At 71.5% G+C, this 18,183-nt stretch carries 18 protein-coding genes; 10 read left to right on the plus strand and 8 right to left on the minus strand.

Annotated features, from left to right (window positions below; all coding sequences use genetic code 11):
- Window positions 1-2: 2 nt before the first annotated feature.
- Window positions 3-1,274, minus strand: coding sequence for an adenosylmethionine--8-amino-7-oxononanoate transaminase (locus MKK55_RS13770; RefSeq protein ID WP_243935281.1), 1,272 nt, complete (start codon window positions 1,272-1,274; stop codon window positions 3-5).
- A gap of 90 nt (window positions 1,275-1,364) precedes the next feature.
- Here MKK55_RS13770 and MKK55_RS13775 point away from each other — a divergent pair, with 90 nt between their 5' ends.
- Complete coding sequence (locus tag MKK55_RS13775; protein WP_147841384.1) at window positions 1,365-2,486, plus strand: aminotransferase class I/II-fold pyridoxal phosphate-dependent enzyme; 1,122 nt, start codon at window positions 1,365-1,367, stop codon at window positions 2,484-2,486.
- A gap of 6 nt (window positions 2,487-2,492) precedes the next feature.
- On the opposite strand, the gene MKK55_RS13780 is transcribed toward MKK55_RS13775, so the two are convergent.
- From MKK55_RS13780 to purE, 4 genes are all read right to left on the minus strand, one after another.
- Entirely contained in the window at window positions 2,493-2,939 is a 447-nt protein-coding gene (locus MKK55_RS13780; RefSeq protein ID WP_243935282.1) for a DUF6894 family protein, read from the minus strand.
- Between the two features lie 200 nt (window positions 2,940-3,139).
- Window positions 3,140-4,012: a tetratricopeptide repeat protein gene (locus MKK55_RS13785; protein ID WP_147725558.1), complete on the minus strand. Its 873-nt coding sequence runs from the start codon at window positions 4,010-4,012 to the stop codon at window positions 3,140-3,142.
- A 274-nt stretch (window positions 4,013-4,286) separates the two neighbouring features.
- The gene (locus tag MKK55_RS13790; protein WP_243935283.1) at window positions 4,287-5,387 is read right to left on the minus strand and encodes a 5-(carboxyamino)imidazole ribonucleotide synthase; all 1,101 of its coding nucleotides are present in this window, start codon (window positions 5,385-5,387) and stop codon (window positions 4,287-4,289) included.
- On the minus strand, window positions 5,384-5,881 hold the full coding sequence (gene purE / locus MKK55_RS13795; RefSeq protein WP_243935285.1) for a 5-(carboxyamino)imidazole ribonucleotide mutase: 498 nt from the start codon (window positions 5,879-5,881) through the stop codon (window positions 5,384-5,386). The genes MKK55_RS13790 and purE overlap by 4 nt, the downstream gene beginning before the upstream one ends.
- Between purE and MKK55_RS13800 the strand changes: the two genes are divergently transcribed.
- Complete coding sequence (locus MKK55_RS13800) at window positions 5,850-6,014, plus strand: hypothetical protein (RefSeq protein WP_243935604.1); 165 nt, start codon at window positions 5,850-5,852, stop codon at window positions 6,012-6,014. The genes purE and MKK55_RS13800 overlap by 32 nt on opposite strands.
- Here the strand turns inward: MKK55_RS13800 and MKK55_RS13805 are convergent.
- Window positions 6,004-6,222, minus strand: coding sequence for a YdcH family protein (locus MKK55_RS13805; protein ID WP_147725555.1), 219 nt, complete (start codon window positions 6,220-6,222; stop codon window positions 6,004-6,006). The two genes, MKK55_RS13800 and MKK55_RS13805, sit on opposite strands and share 11 nt — an antisense overlap.
- 157 nt (window positions 6,223-6,379) lie before the next feature.
- Here MKK55_RS13805 and MKK55_RS13810 point away from each other — a divergent pair, with 157 nt between their 5' ends.
- The 8 genes from MKK55_RS13810 to MKK55_RS13845 all read left to right on the plus strand — a co-directional run bounded on the left by MKK55_RS13810 (window position 6,380) and on the right by MKK55_RS13845 (window position 14,760).
- Window positions 6,380-6,562, plus strand: a complete 183-nt coding sequence (locus tag MKK55_RS13810) for a YdcH family protein (protein ID WP_147725554.1) — start codon at window positions 6,380-6,382, stop codon at window positions 6,560-6,562.
- A 151-nt stretch (window positions 6,563-6,713) separates the two neighbouring features.
- Window positions 6,714-8,642 carry an AMP-binding protein gene (locus MKK55_RS13815; protein WP_279596178.1) on the plus strand — a complete coding sequence of 643 codons (1,929 nt, stop codon included), beginning with the start codon at window positions 6,714-6,716 and terminating at the stop codon, window positions 8,640-8,642.
- Window positions 8,643-8,745: 103 nt separating this feature from the next.
- Complete coding sequence (locus tag MKK55_RS13820) at window positions 8,746-9,864, plus strand: NADH:flavin oxidoreductase/NADH oxidase (RefSeq protein WP_243935287.1); 1,119 nt, start codon at window positions 8,746-8,748, stop codon at window positions 9,862-9,864.
- Window positions 9,865-9,978: 114 nt separating this feature from the next.
- A complete protein-coding gene (locus MKK55_RS13825) occupies window positions 9,979-10,854 on the plus strand; it encodes a glycosyltransferase family 2 protein (RefSeq protein WP_243935288.1) in 876 nt (291 codons plus the stop codon).
- Window positions 10,851-11,810 (plus strand): glycosyltransferase family 2 protein, encoded by a 960-nt coding sequence (locus tag MKK55_RS13830; protein ID WP_243935290.1) that lies wholly within the window; start codon window positions 10,851-10,853, stop codon window positions 11,808-11,810. Before MKK55_RS13825 ends, MKK55_RS13830 begins: the two co-directional genes overlap by 4 nt.
- A 54-nt stretch (window positions 11,811-11,864) precedes the next feature.
- Window positions 11,865-12,623 (plus strand): glycosyltransferase family 2 protein, encoded by a 759-nt coding sequence (locus MKK55_RS13835; RefSeq protein ID WP_243935292.1) that lies wholly within the window; start codon window positions 11,865-11,867, stop codon window positions 12,621-12,623.
- The gene (locus MKK55_RS13840) at window positions 12,620-13,318 is read left to right on the plus strand and encodes a TVP38/TMEM64 family protein (protein WP_243935294.1); all 699 of its coding nucleotides are present in this window, start codon (window positions 12,620-12,622) and stop codon (window positions 13,316-13,318) included. The genes MKK55_RS13835 and MKK55_RS13840 overlap by 4 nt, the downstream gene beginning before the upstream one ends.
- The gene (locus MKK55_RS13845; protein WP_243935296.1) at window positions 13,315-14,760 is read left to right on the plus strand and encodes a DUF2142 domain-containing protein; all 1,446 of its coding nucleotides are present in this window, start codon (window positions 13,315-13,317) and stop codon (window positions 14,758-14,760) included. The genes MKK55_RS13840 and MKK55_RS13845 overlap by 4 nt, the downstream gene beginning before the upstream one ends.
- Window positions 14,761-14,773: 13 nt before the next feature.
- On the opposite strand, the gene glgA is transcribed toward MKK55_RS13845, so the two are convergent.
- Window positions 14,774-16,309: a glycogen synthase GlgA gene (glgA, locus tag MKK55_RS13850; protein ID WP_243935297.1), complete on the minus strand. Its 1,536-nt coding sequence runs from the start codon at window positions 16,307-16,309 to the stop codon at window positions 14,774-14,776.
- A gap of 177 nt (window positions 16,310-16,486) precedes the next feature.
- Entirely contained in the window at window positions 16,487-18,073 is a 1,587-nt protein-coding gene (locus MKK55_RS13855; RefSeq protein ID WP_243935299.1) for an alpha-amylase family glycosyl hydrolase, read from the minus strand.
- Between the last annotated feature and the right edge of the window lie 110 nt (window positions 18,074-18,183).

Below are 18,183 nucleotides of genomic sequence, written 5' to 3' on the forward strand. Positions count from 1 at the left end.
CATCAAATCGCCCTGTGCGACGCGACCCCCGTGGATACCGAGACGACGGATTCGATGAGGTGGTCGAGGTCGTCCCGGCCGATGGTCAGCGCCGGCGTCAGGTAGACGACGTCGCCGAACGGGCGCACCCAGACGCCGCGCTCCACGAGCCGCGCCTTGAGCGTCGCGAGGTCGGGCGGCTCGGCGAACTGCACCACGCCGATCGCGCCGAGCGTGCGGATGTCGGCGATGCCCGGCCGCCCACGGAGCGGTTCGAACCCCTCCGCGAGGCGCGTGCCGATCGCGCGGGCCTGCTCGAGCCGCGGCTCGCGCGCGAACAGGTCGAGGCTGGCATCGGCGGCCGCGCAGGCGAGCGGGTTGGCCATGAAGGTCGGGCCATGCATCAGCGCGGCGCCGGGATCGTCCGACCAGAAGGCGGAGAACACCTCGCCGGTGGCGATCGTGGCCGCGAGCGCCATCGTGCCGCCAGTCAGCGCCTTCGACAGGCACAGGATGTCGGGCACGATGCCGGCCTGCTCGCAGGCGAACAGCGTGCCGGTGCGGCCGAAGCCGGTGAAGATCTCGTCGACGATCAGCGGCAGGCCGTGGCGGCGGGCGAGGCGCGCGATCGTCGCCAAGACCTCGGGCGGATGCATCCGCATGCCGCCCGCACCCTGCACCAGCGGCTCGACGATCACCGCGGCGAGCTCGGTGCGGTGGCGCGCGAGGATGCCGTCGAGGGTGGCCGCCTCCGCCTCGGTCCGCGGCAGGTCGGAGAAGAGCTGGCTCGGCAGGAAGGCGCCGAAGCGGCGGTGCATGCCCTCCTCGGGGTCGCAGACCGACATCGCCCCGACCGTGTCGCCGTGGTAGCCGCCGCGGAACGCGAGGATGCGGGTGCGGCCGGCCTCGCCGCGGTTCAGCCAGAGCTGCACCGCCATCTTCAGGGCGACCTCGACGGCGACCGAGCCGGAATCGGTGAAGAACACGTGGTTTAGGTCGCCGGGCAGTAAGCCGGCGAGCCGGCGCGCCAGACGCTCGGCCGGGGCGTGCGTAAGGCCGCCGAACATCACGTGCGGCATGGTGCCGAGCTGCTCGGAGACCGCCGCGGCGATGTGGGGATGGTTGTAGCCGTGCACCGCCGTCCACCACGAGGCGATGCCGTCGACCAGCGCCCGCCCGTCGGCGAGCACGATGCGCGAGCCGTGCGTGCGCACCGCTTCCAGCGGGGGCGCCGCATGCTTCATCTGCGTGTAGGGGCGCCACAGGGGCGCGGCGCTCGGATCGTCGGTCGGCATCCGCAGATCGATGCGGGCATGCCGCGCGACGGTCAACCGGGCGCGAAGCCGGACTTGACTCCGGCCGGCGCCGCGGGGCTTTGAGGCCCGATGTCGAGCCTCGAATCCTTCGCCCGCGACAAGCTTTCCGGCCTGGATGCCGCCGCCCTCCGCCGCCGCCTAGTGCCGACGATCCGCGCCGCCGACGCGATGGCCGAGCGCGGCGCGCGCCGGCTCGTCTCGTTCTCCTGCAACGATTATCTCGGCCTGAGCCACGACCCGCGGGTGATCGCGGCAGCGCAAGCTGCCGTCGCCGCCTACGGCGCCGGCTCCGGCGGGTCGCGGCTGGTGACCGGCAACCATCCGCTGCTGACCGCGCTCGAAGCGCGGCTCGCCGCGCACAAGGGCACCGAGGCGGCGCTGGTGTTCGGCAGCGGCTACCTCGCCAACCTCGGGATCACCCCGGCGCTGGTCGGTGCGGGCGACCTCATCCTCGTCGACGAACTCGCCCATGCCTGCATGTGGGGCGGTGCGCGGATCTCGGGCGCGACGATCCTGACGTTCCGGCACAACGACGTCGCCGACCTCGGCCGCCTGCTTTCGGCGCATCGCGCGCAGCATCGCCGGGCGATGATCCTGACCGAGCGGGTGTTCAGCATGGACGGCGATCGCGCGCCGCTCGGCGACATCCTCGGGCTCGGCGACGCCCACGACGTCTGGACGCTGGTGGACGACGCGCACGGGCTCGGCGTCGTCGAAGGCGGCCCGCGGGCGCCGCTGGAGATGGGCACCCTGTCGAAGTCGCTCGGCTCCTACGGCGGTTATCTCTGCGCGTCGCAGGCGGTGATCGACCTGCTCACCAGCCGCGCCCGCAGCTTCGTCTACACCACCGGGCTGCCGCCGGCCTCCGCGGCCGCCGCCCTCGAAGCGCTGGCGATCCTGGAGGCGGAGCCGGAGCGGGGTGCCAAGCCCCTGGCGCTCGCCCGCCGCTTCACCGCGCGGCTCGGATTGCCGGAGGCCGAAAGCGCCGTGGTGCCGGTGATGGTCGGCGAGGCGCAGGCCGCGCTCGCGCGCTCGGCCGCCCTCGAAGCGCAGGGCTTCCTCGTCGTAGCGATCCGCCCGCCGACCGTCCCGGCCGGCACCGCGCGGCTGCGGGTGGCGTTCTCGGCGGCGCACGACGCAGCGCAGGTGGACGCGCTGGCCGACGGCATCGCAGCCCTGCGCTCGGCGTGAGTGGACCTAAGAGGCGACGGCACCCGATCGCGGCGAGGCGCCCCATGGATCGGCCGCGCCGCTCGCGCGCGACCGGGCGACGATCAGCTGGGACATGCGGATCGTCTGGCTCAGGCGATCGATCGAGTCGGAGACGGCTGCGCGCAGATGCACCGCCCGCACCATCTCGCGGCGCTGCGTGCCCGACGAGACGGGAAGAAGCCGGCGCCTGCTTCGGAGACCCTTGCTCAGCATCTCGCGGAACGGGACGTCCATGAGCAGGAGGCCGTCGGCATCCGTGATCTCGAAGGCGTAGGGCATCGGGTCGTGGCCGGACCGTGCCAGCTCCGCCGCCATGTCGAGGATGGCGCGGCAGACCTCGAGATACGCCGCATCGAGGTCGGCGAATTCCAGCCCGATCTCGTCGCGTTCATAACCGCTCGGGCCACGTAGATGACAGTAGAAGTACGGCATCCGACGAAGTGTGACAGGTTTCGAGCGCCGGCGCCATGGGTGTTCCTCGGTCCGATAGCGGCAAAGGTCGTCAGTTTCCTGTCGCTTTCACCCTACGGTCTTGGTTGTCTCGGCTGTTCGCGCGGTGGTGGTCATCGCGATCCGAAACGAAGAACGCCGCGCTCTCGCGCGGCGTTCTTCGTTCGAGCAAACCCCGGGCTTCAGTTGAACAGCGAGCCGACGCCGCCCTGCACCCGGCCGAGGCCCTGGCGGGCGATCGGGTTGCTCGGGTCGATGGTGGAGGCGCGCTGGTAGTTCTCCATCGCTTCCTTCTTGCGGTTCGATTTCTCGTAGGCGAGGCCGCGATAGGCCCAGGAGGTCGCGTCCTTGTTGTTCACGTTGAGGGCCGCGTTGTAGTCCTCGATCGCCTTGTCGTACTGGTTCGTGGCGATCAGGCTCTGGCCGCGGGCGGCGTAGGGCGCGCTGACGAAGGGATTGCGGTCGATCGCGGCGTCGAAGTCGCCGATGGCGGCGGTGTTCTGGCCCTGCTTCTGCCGGACCAGGCCGCGGGCATGATACGCCTCGGCCGATTCGGGCATCAGGCGGATCGCCACGTTGAGGTCGCTCATCGCGCCATCGAGGTCGCCCTGCGCCCGCAGCACGTTGGCGCGGCCGATATAGGCGGGGCCGTAATTCGGGTCGGAGGCGATTGCCTTGGTGAAGTCCTGCAGCGCCGCGTCGTTGCGGCCGGTCTGGCGATAGGCCAGCGCGCGGTTGTTGTAGGCCGAGCCGGAATTCGGGTCGATCTGCACCGCCTTGGTGAAGTCGCCGATCGCGTCGTTGAACTGGCCCGCGCGGGCATAGGCCGCGCCGCGGGTGTTGTAGGCGGCGGCGTCGTTCGGGTTGCGCTGCACCACCTCGGTCAGCGAGGCGATGTTGACGTTGGTCGCGCCCGTGGTGTCCGCCTCGAGCACCGCGAATTGCCGTGGGCCGGCAGCGCTCCCCACGGTCTCGCAGCCGGCGAGCGCCACGCTCGCGAGCGCAGCGAGGCCGAGCAGGGCCGACCGTTGAAACCGCACGCTGTCTGACGTCATCGCCCCATTCCCCTCGGCACGGTGCTCAAGTCTGCAGCACGCCCGAACCTTGATCCACGCACCCCGAGCGGCGCGGCCGACACGGAACCGGTCCGATCCGGTCGCGTAGGCTCCGGCACGTTCGCGCATCGCGGTGAACGCCCGATTAAGCACGGGCGACGGACCCGTTGATGCGGGCCGATGTGGCGAACATATGGCTCGACTGGAAAAGACCTTGCGATCTTGGGAGCAGGGCGCACGCGAAGCATCCGCTGTTGTGCGGATGCATCGGATTTCAGGGCTCGAGGCGGGTGACGTGGCCCATCTTGCGGCCGGGCCGGGCTTCGCCCTTGCCGTAGAGATGCAGATGCGCGCCGGGCTCGGCCAGCAGCGACCGCCAGCCCGAGACCTCGTCTCCGATGAGGTTGCGCATCTCGGCACGCAGTCCGCCGGGGCGGGACGGATCGCCGAGCGGCCAGCCGCAGACCGCGCGCACGTGCTGGGCGAACTGCGAGGTCGCGGCGCCCTCGATCGTCCAGTGCCCGGAATTGTGCACCCGCGGCGCGATCTCGTTGACGACGAGCCGCTCGCCGCCGTCGGCCTCGCGCACCAGGAACATCTCGACGGCGAGCACCCCGACGTAGTCGAGGGCGTCGGCGATCGTCCTGGCGATGGCGAAGGCGGCCTGCGCTGTCTCCGGCGCGATCCCCGGCGCCGGCGCGCGGGTGACGGCCAGGATGTGGTTGCGGTGCTCGTTCTCGCACAGGTCGAAGGCGGCGAAGCTTCCGTCGGCCGAGCGCGCGGCCACCACCGAGACCTCGCGCTCGAACGCGACGAAGCCTTCGAGGATCAGCGCCGCGCCGCCGAACTCGGCGAAGATCGCGTTGCGATCCGATTCGGCCTCCGTCCGGATGATGCGCTGGCCCTTGCCGTCGTAGCCGAAGCGGCGGGTCTTCAGCACCGCCGGGCGGCCGATGGCGTCCAGCGCGCGGGCGAAGTCGTCCGGCGTGTCGACGGCGCGGAACGGCGCCGTCGGGATGCCGAGGCGGTTGATGAAGTCCTTCTCCGACAGCCGGTCCTGCGTCGTCGCCAGCGCCGAGGCGCTCGGGTGGAGCGGCGCGTGCGCCGCCAGCAGGTCGGCGGTCTCGCGCGGGATGTTCTCGAACTCGTAGGTGACCACGTCGACGCTTCGCGCGAACCGCGCCAGCGCCTCGGCGTCGTCGTAGGCCGCGCAGGTGGTCGCGGCCGCGACGTCGAAGGCCGGGCTGTCGGCGTCCGGGCAGTAGACGTGGACCTTGAGGCCGAGATTCGCCGCCGCGAGCGCGATCATGCGGCCGAGTTGGCCGCCCCCGACGATGCCGAGGGTGCTGCCAGGCGCGATTGTCGTCGTGGTCACGGGGTCTCGGTCTCCGGCCGTTCGGCGACGGATGCGGTCTGGGCCGCGCGCCACGCATCGAGGCGGGCGGCGAGGTCGGCATCGGACAGCGCGAGCACGGCGGCCGCCAGGAGCGCGGCGTTGATCGCGCCGGCCCGGCCGATCGCCAGCGTCCCCACCGGAATGCCGGCCGGCATCTGCACGATCGAGAGCAGGCTGTCCTGTCCTGACAGCGCCTTGGATTCGACCGGCACGCCGAAGACCGGAAGGCTCGTCATCGCGGCGGCCATGCCAGGCAGGTGCGCGGCACCGCCGGCGCCCGCGATCACCACCTGGAAGCCGGCCGCCTTCGCGCCCTTGGCGAAGGCCACCAGCCGGTCCGGCGTGCGATGCGCCGAGACGATGCGCGCGTCATGGGCGACGCCGAGCGCGTCGAGCGTTTCGGCGGCGTGCCGCATGGTCGCCCAGTCGGACTGGCTGCCCATGATGATCGCGACCGCAGGCGCCGACACCATCCGCGTCAAACCCATTCTCTGCGCGAAGGAAGCCCGTGAGCCCGAATCCGCCGCTGGCAAGCTCGCCGCTTACAGGCGCGGGCCCGACGCGGCAAGGCGAGGCGCGGCGGCATCCACCGGCATCAGGCGATGATGTCGGGGGTGATCTGGTCCTCGACGAAGGCGATCCGGTCGCGCAGCGTGAGCTTGCGCTTCTTCAGCCGCTGGATCTGCAGCTGATCGCCGGCGACGTTGCGCTCGAGAGCGTCGATGGCGTCGTCGAGGTCGCGGTGCTCCTGCCTCAGCCGCGCCAGCTCGACGTCCAGTTCGGACTGCTCATCCGGGACCAACTCAACCGTCATCGTCGCCTTCGAAACCCGCCGCGTGCCTGGAGCGAGCATGCGTCAGGCACGCCCGAGCGGCAAGCATTCGTGAGGCATAGGCTGAGGATTGCCTTCGACAGCCGGCTCGACATGTGCGAGATTCGACCGGTCGGAACGATGACAGGAGACACGACTCATGTCGCTGCAGACGCATCTGAGCCAGCTCACCCGGAAGCACGAAGCCCTCGAACGGGAAATCCACCAGGCGACGCTGAGGCCGTCCGAGGACGACCTTCGCATCGCGGAGCTGAAGCGGCGAAAGCTTCTCCTGAAGGACGAGATCAACCGGTTGCAGGCCGACGTCGACACGCTGCACTGACGCGCCTGATCCCCAGCACGGCACCGAGGTCCGCCGCGCCGTCCCTGACGGCGCGGCTTTTTTGTGCGGTCCGCCGATCCTGCGGCGAGCGCGAGTCTGCTAGGCTCGCCCCGTAAGGCGCCCCGTGAAGAGGTCGCCCCGAGGAGCCGCCATGCCGACCGACCCCTCCGCCGATGCGCCGTTGCGCTATGCCGACGTGCACGCCGCCGCGATGCGCGATCCCGAGGGGTTCTGGCTCGACGCGGCGTGGGCGATCGATTGGGCGACCCGGCCGACGCGGGCCTTCGACGCCGCCTCCGGCCCCTACGGCCGCTGGTTCCCGGACGGATCGCTGAACGCCTGCTGGAACGCGGTCGACCGCCACGTCGCGGCCGGCCGGGCCGACCAGGTCGCGATCCGGTACGATTCGCCGGTGACCGGGACCAAGCGCGCGATCACCTACGCGGAGCTGCTCCGCGAGGTCTCCGCCCTGGCGGCGGTGCTCGGCGACCTCGGAGTGGTGCGCGGCGACCGGGTGATCCTCTACATGCCGATGGTGCCCGAAGCCCTGTTCGGCATGCTGGCCTGCGCCCGGATCGGCGCGGTGCATTCGTTGGTGTTCGGCGGGTTCGCCGCCAACGAGCTCGCCGTCCGGATCGAGGACGCGGCGCCGAAGGTGGTGCTCGCCGCCTCCTGCGGCATCGAGCCGAGCCGGGTGGTCGCCTACAAGCCGCTGCTCGACGCGGCGCTCGCCGCGGCCAAGCACAAGCCCGCCGCCTGCCTGATCCTCCAACGTCCGCAAGCGGCCGCGAGCCTCGTCGAGGGGCGCGACCGCGACTGGGCCGAGGCGGTCGCCGCGGCCTCGGGACGGTCGACGGACTGCGTCGCGATGGCGGCGACCGACCCGCTCTACGTGCTCTACACCTCCGGCACGACGGGCAAGCCCAAGGGCGTGGTGCGCGACACCGGCGGCTACCTTGTCGCGCTGGCCTGGTCGATGCCGAACCTCTACGGCGTCCAGCCCGGCGAGACCTACTTCTGCGCCTCCGACATCGGCTGGGTGGTCGGGCATTCCTACATCGTCTACGCGCCGCTCCTGCACGGCTGCACCACGGTGCTCTACGAAGGCAAGCCGGTCGGCACCCCCGATCCCGGCGCGTTCTGGCGGGTCGTCGCCGAGACGGGGACCGTCTGCCTGTTTACCGCGCCGACCGCGCTGCGGGCGATCAAGAAGGAGGACCCGAAGGGTACCCACGTCGCCGGCCACGACCTCTCGCGCTTCCGCACCCTGTTCCTGGCCGGCGAGCGCGCCGACCCGGATTCGGTCGCCTGGGCCGAGCGGGTGCTCGACCGGCCCGTCATCGACCACTGGTGGCAGACCGAGACCGGCTGGCCGATCGCCGGCAACCCGGTCGGCCTCGGGATGCTGCCGGTCAAGCACGGCAGCACCTGCGTGCCGATGCCGGGCTACGACGTGCAGGTGCTCGACGAGGGCGGCAAGCCGGTGCCCGCCGGCACGATGGGCACCATCGCGATCCGCCTGCCGCTGCCGCCGGGCTGCCTGCCGACCCTGTGGGGCTCCGACGCCCGGATGCGCACGAGCTACCTCGAGACCTTCCCGGGCTGGTACGACACCTCGGACGCGGGCGTGATCGACGCCGACGGCTACATCACCGTGCTCGGGCGGACCGACGACATCATCAACGTCGCCGGCCACCGTCTCTCCACCGGCGGAATGGAGGCGGTGCTCTCCGCCCACCCCGACGTCGCCGAATGCGCCGTCATCGGCATCCGCGACGCGCTCAAGGGCGAGGCGCCCTGCGGCTTCGTCGTGCTCAAGGCCCAGGTCGCGCGCGATCCGGCTGAGATCGAGCGTGAGCTCGTCGCCAAGGTCCGCGACGAGATCGGGCCCGTGGCCGCGTTCAAGCTGGCGCTGACGGTCCAGCGGCTGCCGAAGACGCGCTCGGGCAAGATCCTGCGCGCCACGATGAAGCGCATCGCCGACCACGAGCCCTGGACCATGCCGGCGACCATCGACGATGCCGGCGTGCTCGACGAGATCGGCGAGAGCCTGAAGGCCCGCGGGATCGGGGAGGGGTGAGCCGCCCCCTGCTACGGCGCAAAGGGCCGGCATGAGGCGGCGAGCTGGCGTCCGTCCCGAGAGTGCGGCACACAGCCGATGCCCCCGCAACCCGGAGTTGCCGATGACCGCCCGCCTGTTCGAACCGCTGACGCTCGACGACTTGACGCTAGAGAACCGCATCCTGATCGCGCCGATGTGCCAGTACTCGGCCCGCGACGGCGAGGCGACCGACTGGCACATGATGCATCTCGGCCAGCTCGCGATGTCGGGCGCCGGGCTGCTGACGCTGGAGGCGACGGCGGTGTCGCCCGAGGCGCGGATCACCGCGTGGGACCTCGGGCTGTACTCCGACGGCTGCGAGCGCGCGCTCGGTCGGGTTCTGGCGGCGATCCGCGAGTACGCGCCGATCCCGGTCTGCATCCAGATCGCCCATGCCGGCCGCAAGGCGTCGAGCCGAGCGCCCTGGGACGGCGGCCAGCAGATCGCGCCGGATCATCCCTACGGCTGGCGCACCGAAGCCCCGTCCGCCCTGGCACACGGCGACGGCGAGGTGGCCCCGCACGCCCTCGACGGCGCGGACCTCAAGCGCATCCGCGCCGACTTCGTCGCGACCGCCAAGCGCGCGGTGCGCCTCGGGATCGAGGCGTTCGAGCTGCACGGCGCCCACGGCTACCTGCTGCACCAGTTCCTCTCGCCGCTGGCCAACCAGCGCACCGACGCCTACGGCGGCAGCCTCGAGAACCGGATGCGGTTCCCGCTCGAGCTGTTCGAGGCGGTGCGGGCGGTCGTCCCGGCAGGCCATCCGGTGTGGATGCGGGTCTCGGCGACCGACTGGGTCGAGGACGGCTGGGACCTCGAGGAGACCGTGGAGCTCGGCCAGCGCTTGAAGCGCGCCGGCGCCCCCGCCATCCACGTCTCGACCGGCGGCGTCTCGCCGAAGCAGGCGATCAAGCTCGGACCGGGCTATCAGGTGCCCTATGCCGAGCGGATCAAGGCCGAGACCGGGCTCGCCACCATCGCCGTCGGGCTGATCACCGAAGCGGACCAGGCCGAGGCGATCCTCGCCGAGGGCCGGGCGGACGCGATCTCGCTCGCGCGCGCCCTGCTCTACGATCCGCGCTGGCCCTGGCACGCGGCGGCCGCGCTCGGCGAGACGGTGCGCGCGCCCAAGCAGTACTGGCGCTCGCAGCCCCGCGAGTACAAGGACCTGTTCAAGGATCCGACCTTCGGCCAGCGTTGATCGCACCTATACCTGAGCCTGGGCCCGAGCCTCGGCTCGGGCCTCGCCTCGGGCGTGCGTTTCCGTTATCGGCTCGGGCCGCAGGCCGGCCGCGGCCTGTCTTGGATGTGCGTGATGCTGGCCATCGGCCTGACCCTGTTCCACCCGAGCCGAGACCAGGTCGACGACATCGTCCGACGCTATGCCGGCAGCCGGCATCCGGTCCTCGCCTTCGACAATGGCGGCCTCGGCCCCGTGGATCGGATGAAGCTCGAGGCGGCTGGCGTGCGCTTGCTGTCGGCCGGGAGCAACGTCGGCATCGCGGCCGCCCTCAACGGCGTCGTCGAGGCCGCGACGCGGGTCGGCGCGGACGGCGTCCTCCTGCTCGACCAGGATGCGCAGGTCGGGCCGGAGATGATCGGCGCGCTCGCCGATGCCCGCACGCGGCTCCGTGCGGAGAATCGGCCCTGCGCGGTGATCGGACCGGTGCCGGGCCGCGCAAACGCCGAGGCCAAGCCGCCGCGGTTTCGGCGCCGGCCCGGGCAGGAGGCCGTCGGCACGCTGGTGCCGGTGGAATTCCTTGCGACCTCGGGCTCGCTCGTCGACGTGGCGGCGTTCCGCGCCGTGGGGCCGTTCCGGGCGGACTACTTCATCGACGGGGTCGAGCTCGAATGGTGCTTTCGCGCCTGGGATGCGGGCTACGGCTGCTGGATGGCGCAGGACGCCGCGATCGGCCACCGCGTCGGCGGCGGCACGATCCGCGCCCTCGGCATCGAGACGCCGCGCCAGCCGCTGTTCCGCATGGCGACCTACCTGCGCAACTCCGTCTACGGCTGGCGCCTGCGGCACATCCCGCTGCCGTGGAAGTTGCGCCAGGTCGCCTACCTCCCGGTGCAGACGCTCCTGTACTGGCGCGACAGCGGCTACCGCCCGGCGGTGCTGCGGCGGCTGGCCGGGGCGGTGCTCGATGGTCTCCGCGGCCGCCTCGGCCGCCCCTTCGACGCGCCATGACGACGCCCCGCACCGATCGACGGCCTGCGATCGACGTCGTGATCGTCAACTGGAACGGCGGCGCCCTGGTGCGCGCCTGCCTTGCCAGCCTGGCCGCCGCCGGCGACGATCCCGCCACGGACGTGGTCGTGGTCGACAACGCCTCGACCGACGGCTCCGCCGACGGCCTGGAGCGGCCGGACCTGCGCCTCACCGTCATCGGGAACGCCGACAATGCCGGGTTCGGGCGCGCCTGCAACCAGGGCGCGGCGGTCGGCCGGGCGCCGGCGATCCTGTTCCTCAACCCCGACACCGAGGTCGGGCCGGATGCGCTGCGTCTGGCGCTGGCGGCGCTCGACGCCGATCCGACGGTCGGCGTCGTCGGCGCACAGCTGGTCGACGAAGCCGGCCGTGTGCAGCGGATGTGCGCAAGGCGCCCGACCGCGGGCAGCCTGATCGGCCAGGAGCTTCATCTCGACCGGGTGATGCCGAGCCGGGTGCCGACGCATTTCATGACGGAGTGGGACCATGCCGCGTCCGGTCCGGTCGACCAGGTGATGGGCGCCTTCCTGCTGATCCGCCGTTCGCTGTTCGAACGGCTCGGCGGCTTCGACGAGCGCTTCCACGTCTATTACGAGGATGTCGATCTCTGCGCCCGCGCCTGGGATGCGGGCTTCACGGTGCGCCACGTCGCCGAGGCGACGGTCCGGCACGACGGTCAGGGGACGACCCGGCAGGTGAGGGCGCGGCGCCTGTTCTACATCCAGCGCAGCCGCATCCTCTACGCGGCCAAGCACCAGGGTGCGGCGACCGCCCTCGCCCTGCTGGCGGCGACCTTCGCGGTCCAGATCCCGTTGCGCCTCGGCCTGGCGCTGCGTCGCCGGTCCCTGCGCGAGGCCGGGCAGGTCGTCCACGCCGCGGCGCTGCTCGGCGGCGCCGTTCCCGCCCTTCTCGCGCGGCTGCGCCGCGCCGATTGACCCGACCACAAGCGCGACGGACCGTCCCGAAGCGCGCCGACGTCAGCAGGATCCATGCTTCACGGACAGAAGATCGCCGTCGTCCTCCCGGCCTACAACGCGGCCGCGACCCTTCAGAAGACGTTCGACGACATCCCCAAGGACATCGTCGACGACATCATCCTGATCGACGACGCGAGCCGCGACCGGACCGCCCTCATCGCCGAGAGCCTCGGCATCCACACCATCCGGCACGAGCGCAACCGCGGCTACGGCGGCAACCAGAAGACCTGCTACGAGGCGGCGCTGGCGCGGGGCGCCGACATCGTCGTCATGCTCCACCCCGACTACCAGTACGCGCCGCGCCTGGTCACCGCGATGGCCTCGATGATCGTCTCGGGCGAGTACGATGCGGTCCTCGCCTCCCGCATCCTCGGCAAGGGCGCCCTCGTCGGGGGCATGCCGCGGTACAAGTACGTCGCCAACCGCGTGCTGACGCTGTTGCAGAACCTCCTAATGGGCCAGAAGCTCTCGGAATATCATTCCGGCTACCGCGCCTGGAGCCGCACGGTGATCGAGACGATCCCCCTCGACCGCTGCTCGGAGGACTTCGTGTTCGACAACCAGATGCTCGCCCTGGCGATGCAAGCCGAGTTCCGGATCGGCGAGATCTCCTGCCCGACGCGGTACTTCCCCGAAGCCTCGTCGATCAATTTCCGCCGCAGCGTCGTCTACGGCTTCGGCGTGCTGCGGACGGCCTTCGCCTACCGCCTGCACCGCCTCGGGATCCGCCGGGAACCGCTCTTCGCCCCCACCGGGACGCCGCGGCGATGAACGCCGCACGCACCCGCCTCGTCCTGGCGGGCGGGGTGCTGCTGGCTGCGATCGCGGTCCCGATCGTGCTCGGAGCGGTCTTCCCCGGAACGATCCTCGACCTGCTCAACGCAGCGATGAGCGCCGGTGCGGCCTTCGGCGTGGCCGGATGGGCCTGCCTCGTCCTCGCGCAGACCCTCGTCGCCACCGTCGGGATCCTGCCGGCCTCCCTCATCGGCGTGGCGGCGGGCGCGCTCTACGGGCCCGGCCTCGGTTTCGGCCTCGCGACGACGGGGACGCTGCTCGGCGCGGGCGCGAGCTTCGCCATCGGCCGGTCGTGGCTCCGCCCGCACCTCGCGGGCTGGGTTTCGGGCGGCCGCCGGCTGGCTGCCATCGACCGGATGATCGTTGCCGACGGCTGGAAGGCGGTCGGCCTGATCCGACTGTCGCCGATCCTGCCGTTCGCGCCGACGAGCTTCGCCCTGAGCCTCACCACCGTGCACGCGGGTGCCTACGCCATCGGCACGCTCGCAGCCTTGCCCGGCCTCTTCGTCTGCGTCCTCACGGGCGCGGCCGGGCGCAGCGGCGTCCTGGCCGCGACCGGCGGAACGGCATGGCTCTCGCCGATCCTCCTCGGGATCGGGATCGCGGCGACCCTCGGCCTGACGATGAGGCTGCGCAGCGCGCTCGGGCCGTTCGAGGGCGCCGACCGATGACCCTCGGCTCGGTTTCCGGCCGCGCAGCCGACGAGCTCCGTCTCTGGCTCGGTGCGTTCCTGCTCCTGGCGATGCCGCTCTGCCTGGTGCTGGCGCTGGCGATCCCCCTCGGCGAGGTGGCGGACGAGCCCGCCCACCTCATGCGCGCGGCGAGCCTCGTCGACGGGCAGATCGTCGGGCATCGCGAGACCATCGTCGGCCCCGACGGGCGATCCGCGATGGCGGCGGGCGTCCGGGTCGATCCCGTCTGGGAAGCGCTGGTGCGCACCCGCATGCCGGACAACGCCAAGATCGCGGCGCCGCCCGTCGATCCGGCCGTCGGCACCGGCCCTTGGCGCCGGACCGGCGTCTTCGCGCCGCTCTACACGATCGCCACCTATTTCCCCGTCTTCTACCTGCCGGCGGCCGCCGGCCTCGGGATCGGTCATGCCCTCGACCTGTCGGCGCGGGCCTCCGCCCGGCTCGGGCGCCTGTTCGACGTGGCGGCCTACGCGCTGATCGGCCTCTGCGCCCTCGCGGTGGCACGCCGCGGCCGGGCCTGGCTGTTCGCCCTCCTCGCGTTGCCGATGACCCTGTCGCTCGCCGCCTCGTTCAACCAGGACGGGCTGATCGTCGCCGTCGCGATCCTGGCCGTCGCGCTGCTCACCCATGAGCCGGACGACCCGCGGGCGCGGCAACGCTTCGCCGGCGCCGCCATCCTGATCGCGCTGATCCTCCTGGCGAAGCCGCCCTACGCTCCGATCGCGCTGATCCTGCTCCTGCCGCTCCCGCGCGGAAGCGGGCGCCGGATCGGCGCCAGCCTGCTTTCGCGCCTGGCTGCGGTCGCGGCGGTCGTCCTGCCGGCCGTGCTCTGGACCGCATACGCCACCGCGACGATCGCGACCCCGGTTCCCCAGCCGCCCTACGAGGCCGGCCCGCTCTGGCCCGGCGACCGTCCGGCCACCTTCCACGGCACCGACCCGGCGGCGCAGCTTCGGGTGCTGATCGCGGAGCCGATGCGCTTCCTGACCGTGCCGGCGCGCTTCCTGCTGACGGTGAAGCACGCCGCGACGATGACCGAGGGCGTCGTCGGCATCCTGCGCTGGCACGACCGCCACCTTCCGGTGGTGCTGCACGCGCTGTGGATTCTCGCCCTCGCGGCGGCCCTGGCCGGCACCGGGCGAGCCCCCGGAAGCGGCGCCACGCTCGCGCTGCTGGTGCTCGCCGCCGCGCTCGCCCTATGGCTCGTCCTGATCTCGCAGTATCTCAGCTGGACCAATGTCGGCGATCCGCGCATCGACGGGCCCCAGGGACGCTACCTGCTGCCGATCCTGCCGATCTTCGCGCTGGTCCTGAGGCCCGATGCCCAGGCGGGCGTCGCGCCCCCCCGACGCCTCGTCCGCTACGCGGCGGTCGCCGTCGCGGCCCTCGGCCTCGTCGTGGTCCCGATCGTAGCCTTGTGAGCGGCGGCTCGGGTCAGGCCGCGCGCCAGCGCAGGGCGGCGCCGTTGCCGAAGGCGCGGCCGTAGAGGGTGCCGTAATTGGCCGCGGCATCGTCCCAGCCGAAGGTGCGCGACATCGCCGTGCGGCGCATGGCGTTCAGGCGCTTCTTCTGGCCGAAGGTGTCGAGCGCCCGGCGGACGGCCCCGGTGAACCCCTTCGACGAGGTGTCGGCGAAGGTGAAGCCGGTGACGCCGTCCTCGACCGTGTCGGCGAGGCCGCCCGTGCGGCGCACGATCGGCAGCGAGCCGAAGCGCTGGGCGTACATCTGCGCGAGACCGCAGGGCTCGAAACGCGACGGCATCAACAGGAAGTCGCTTCCGGCGAACATCCGCCGCGCGTCGCGCTCCTCGAACCCGACATGGACGCCGACCGAATCGGGGTGCCGCCGGGCGAGGCCGCGCAGTGCATCCTCGAACCGCGCCTCGCCCTGGCCGATGGCCACGAGCTGTCCGCCTTCCGCGACGATGGTCTCGGCCGCCTGGATCGAGAGGTCGATGCCCTTCTGGTGCACGAGCCGCGAGACGATGGCGAAGAGCGGCCCGCGCGAGACCGCGAGCCCGAACTGGCGCCGCACCGATTCCGCGTTGGCGCGCTTGCCCTTCCAGTCGTCGGCCTCGAACCGCGTCGCGAGGTGCGGATCGGTGCGCGGGTCCCAGCTCTCGTCGATGCCGTTGAGGATGCCGGCGAGCCGCCCCTGCGCGGCGCGCGTGCGCAGCAGCCCGTCGAGGCCGCAGCCCGAGTCCGGCGTCAGGATCTCGCGAGCGTAGGTCTCGCTCACGGTGGTGACGTGGGTGGCGTAGTACAGGCCGGCCTTGAGGAACGAGAGCTGCCCGTAGAACTCGACGCCGTTCATGTCGAAGGCGTCCTCGGGCATGCCGAGGCGCGCCATCGTCTCGCGCGGGAACAGGCCCTGGTAGGCGAGGTTGTGGATCGTCAGCACGCTCGGCACGCGGATCCGGCGCCAGGCGAGATAGGCCGGGGCGAGGGCCGACTGCCAATCGTTGAGGTGGAGGAGATCGGCCGCCCAGGCCGGGTCGGCGCCCTGCGCGATCTCGGCGGTGGCGAGGCTCAGCCGGGCGAAGCGCAGGTCGTTGTCGGGGAAGTCGCCGTCGGCGTTGCCGTAGGGAGTTCCGTCGCGCTCGTAGAGGCCGGGGCTGAGCAGGACGTAGATGCGAAGTCCGTCGCCGGTCTCGACGAGGCCGAGGTCGCAGGGCGGGACGCCGGCGAAGCCGTCGAGCCGCGCCACGACGGGCATGTTTGGAAACGCGTCGACCACCTGCCGGTAACCGGGGATCAGGACGCGGACGTCGTAGTGCTTGCGCAGCGCCCGCGGCAGCGCGCCGGCGACCTCGCCGAGACCGCCGGTCTTCACGAAGTCGGCCATCTCCGGCGTCGCGTAGAGGATGCGGGGCTGGAGTGCGGTGCGAAGGTCGGGCAGGGCATGCGACGGCGTCAGGATCGGCCGATCGAGGTTCGCGGCGGCCGGGTGGTACGCGTGGGGCTCGACCATCGATGGGTTTCCGCGCCGTGCGGATCGGTCCTGGCGCACCGTTCCATCCGCAGCCGATCTCGACATTGCCAACGCCCTCGTGCTCCGCCGGGTTTCCGCTGCGACGCACAATCTAGGCCAGGCAGATCGTTAATGCGCGGTTCATCGCATTGCACTGCGGCATTTAGGTTCGCGGTTTCAGCACTTCTGCAGGATCAGCCCCTCGTCCGGCCCGAGCGCGATGGAAGCGACCGCGCTATCGCCGCCACGATGCCCGCGGGTCGAGAGAAGCACCGTCCAGGTCTCGTCGGCGGGCAGGGCCAGCGTGTGCGAGGCGCCGCCGAAGTTCAGCAGGATGCGGAACGCGCCGTCATCGCCGAACCGCTCATAGGCGAACACGTCGGCCGCTTCGGTCGCGATGCCGCGATACGCGCCCACCGAAAGCGCCGCGTGCTCGCGCCGCAGCGCGAGGAGGCGCCGGTACAGGGTGAGGATCGAGGTCGGATCGTCGCGGAGCGCGTCGACGTTCCGGGCCGCCGCATCGTCGGAGAGCGGCAGCCACGGTTCCACCGTCGAGAAGCCGGCATGGACCTCGCCGTCCCACTGCATTGGCGTCCGCTCGGGATCGCGGCCGTGTCCGGGCTCGTTCCGCTCCCACGGATCGCGGACGCGGTCGGCCGGGATCGGCACGTGGGCCAGGCCGATCTCGTCGCCGTAATACAGCGTCGGCGTGCCGCGCAGCGTCAGCAGCAGCATCGCCGCGATCCGCGCCTGATCCGCCCCGACGCGGGCCGCGATGCGCGGCTGGTCGTGGTTGCCGAGCACCCAGTTCGGCCAGCCGCCGTCGGGCAGCGCGGCTTCGTAGTTCTCGACGAGGTCGGACACCGCCTCCGCGCTCCACGGCGTCTGGATCAGCTGGAAGTTGAACGGCATGTCGGCGCCGGAGAGGTCCGGGCCGTAATAGGCCATCAGCCGCTCCATCGGCAGGTAGATTTCGCCGATCAGCACCCGCTCGCCGTAGGGGCGCAGCACCGCGCGCATCTCGGCGATGACGTCGAGCACCTCGGGGCGGTCGGCGGAGTAGACCTGGGCGAAGCGGTTGATCTCCGGCTGCTCGGGCGAGAAGTCGGGATTGGCCGGATTGTCGCGGAATCCGGCATCCTTCATCAGGTGCCAGATCACGTCGACGCGGAACCCGTCGACGCCGCGATGGAGCCAGAACCGGAGGGCGTCGTGCATCGCCGTCCGCACCGCCGGGTTGCGCCAGTTCAGGTCGGGCTGCTCCCTCAGGAAGGCGTGATAGTAGTATTGCCCGGTGGCCGGATCGAGGGTCCAGGCCGGTCCGCCGAAGTTGCTGAGCCAGTTGTTCGGCGGCCCACCATCCGGGGCCGGATCGCGCCAGATGTACCAGTCGCGCCGCGGGTTCGTGCGCGACGCGCGGCTTTCCGCGAACCAGGGATGCGTGATCGCGCTGTGGTTCGGCACGAAGTCGAGAATCACCTTCAGCCGCCGCCGATGCGCTTCCGCGACCAGGGCGTCGAAATCGGCCAGCGTGCCGAACAGCGGATCGATTCCGCAATAGTCGGACACATCGTAGCCGTAGTCGGCCATCGGCGACGGGTAGATCGGCGAGATCCAGACCGCGTCGACCCCGAGCCAGGCGAGATGCTCGAGCCGGGCGGTGATGCCGGGCAGGTCGCCGATCCCGTCGCCGTCCGTGTCCTGGAAGGAGCGCGGATAGACTTGGTAGACCGTGCCGCGCTTCCACCAGACCGTGCCGGCCATGAGCGATATCCCCGAAGTTGACAGGCTCGGCTTTAGCGTTTTCGCCGGCGGGAGGCGACGGGGGTACGGTTCACCCGGAGTTCAACACCGGCGTGACAAAGTCCTGTCGG

Origin of the sequence: Methylobacterium sp. J-059, assembly GCF_022829485.1 — a bacterium.
GTDB lineage: Bacteria > Pseudomonadota > Alphaproteobacteria > Rhizobiales > Beijerinckiaceae > Methylobacterium.